Origin of the sequence: Rhodoblastus sp., assembly GCF_041915505.1 — a bacterium.
In the GTDB taxonomy this organism is placed as follows: domain Bacteria; phylum Pseudomonadota; class Alphaproteobacteria; order Rhizobiales; family Beijerinckiaceae; genus Rhodoblastus.
Map to the genome: position 1 here is coordinate 1 of NZ_JAYSBG010000498.1, position 1904 is coordinate 1904.

Sequence of the window (1904 nt, forward strand, 5' to 3'; positions counted from 1 at the left end):
GAGACGGCCTATCACACATTGACGCCTCTGCTGGGCGCGGGCGCCAGCGGCATCTTTCTGATTTCGCTGATCGCCTCGGGCGTGTCGAGTTCGACGGTCGGCACCATGGCGGGACAGATGATCATGCAGGGCTTTATCGGCTTTCGCATTCCCACCTGGGCGCGCAGGCTGATCACCATGCTGCCGGCTTTCGCGCTGGTCGCCTGGGGCGTCAACGCCACGCAGGCGCTCGTGATGAGTCAGGTCGTGCTCAGCATCGCCCTGCCCATACCGATGTTTGCCCTGCTCCTCCTGACGCGGCGCGCCGATATCATGGGCGCTTTCGCCAACCGCCGGACGACGCAAATCGTCGCCGCGGTCTGCGCTGGCGCGGTGTTGTTGCTCAACGTCGTGCTCATCTCTCAGACATTCGGCATTGCGATCCCTCGCTGAGCCTTGAACTCATAGCGGCATTTTCCAGCAATACGCGAAGACGTTGGGGATATGCGGCAAGACCGGCAATGATCCGGGCTTCGCGAGAATCTCTCGGCGAATCTGATCTCGTGGCGCCGAAAGGGCCACGAAACCGACATCGCTGGAAACGAGGGCGCAGACACGGAGAAGCAAATTGGCGGTCAGCATCGGCGAGGTTTTGCATAGAATTGGGAAGCCTCTCATCCAGGCGTCGTATCATTCATCGCTGCAATCCCTGGCGCGGCTGTTCCGCTATTCGGGGGTGGAGGCCGTTTTGTTGATCGATCAGGAGAGGCGGGTCATCGGGGTCGTCACGCCCAGCTCCATCGCCGCTCAGATTGCACGAAACGCCAAAGCCGAAACGGCCGACCGGATTTTCTTTTCATTTCCTGAAGATGTAGGGTGTTGTTCCGCGTGGGATGATCTCGACGACGTGGCCGTGAGAATGTTCCGGAAGGGACATTCGGTCCTTCTGGTCAATGCGAACGGCCAATATAGCGCGACCATTACGCTTGAGAGATTGTGTGACGCGATGATGTAGCCTTTTAGAAATCCAGATACAGGCTCCTCGCCTTTTTCGATTGATTTGGCGCGTCGTTCCCCCGTCAGTTTATGCCGCATCAACCCCTCGGCCGCTCAGGGCCAATCCGCCACTCGCTTTCATGCCTAACGCTTTGCGTTTTCTGGGCCGGAGTCAATACACGGCTTGTCCAGGCGCCGACGCCACGCGACGTCAGACCAGCACGAGCTTGGCGCCGGCCGCGAGCAGGATGATGGCCAGAATATAGCGCAGCGTGCTTTCCGGTAGGCGGCTGCTGCCGGCATAGGCGCCCAAGGCGCCGCCCACGCCGACCGCCGCGAGCCAGACGGGGAGAGCGTGCGGGGCGGCGCCCAGAATGTGGAACGCCCCGATCAGGGCGGCGCCGGAGTTCAGGAGATTGTAGGCCGCTGTGACGGCCGCCGTCCGGCGCATGCTGACCCAGTTCATCGACAGGATGACCGGCGCCAGGAAAATGCCGCCGCCCGTCCCGGTCGTCCCGGAAACGAAGCCGATGACGCCGCCCGCGATCAGCGCGCCGATCAGCGGCGGGCGTTCCGGAGGCGACAAGGTGGAACGGCGGTTCTTCTCGGCCGAGCGGAGCATTTGCAGCCCCGAAAGCAGCAGGATCGCCCCGACCGTCGGATAATAGAAATGCGATGGCAGTTGCACGGCGCCGCCGATGAGCGAGAACGGAACGCCCAGAACGCCGAAGGGATAGAAGGCGCGCATCGACAGGTGGCCGCCGCGCCAGAATTGATAAGTTCCAATCGCGGCGACAAGGAGATTCAGCGATAGCGCCGTGGTCTTCATGGTCGCCGGCGCGAGATGGAAAAGCGCCATCGCGGCCAGATAGCCCGAGGCGCCGGCTTGACCGACCGACGCATAAGCCGCGGCGATAACGAAAAAGAGA

General features: G+C 62.1%; 3 protein-coding genes. 2 read left to right on the top strand and 1 reads right to left on the bottom strand.

Translation table 11 applies throughout. From position 1 onward, the window contains the following. On the top strand, window positions 1–432 hold a 432-nt coding region (locus ACE3S9_RS19125; RefSeq protein ID WP_374548067.1), incomplete at its 5' end, for an Nramp family divalent metal transporter. A gap of 175 nt (window positions 433–607) precedes the next feature. Continuing rightward, window positions 608–994 (top strand): CBS domain-containing protein, encoded by a 387-nt coding sequence (locus ACE3S9_RS19130; RefSeq protein WP_374548068.1) that lies wholly within the window; start codon window positions 608–610, stop codon window positions 992–994. A gap of 192 nt (window positions 995–1186) precedes the next feature. Here ACE3S9_RS19130 and ACE3S9_RS19135 read toward each other — a convergent pair. Continuing rightward, window positions 1187–1904, bottom strand: a 718-nt coding sequence (locus tag ACE3S9_RS19135; RefSeq protein WP_374548069.1) for a sulfite exporter TauE/SafE family protein, incomplete at its 5' end; no start/stop codon positions are given.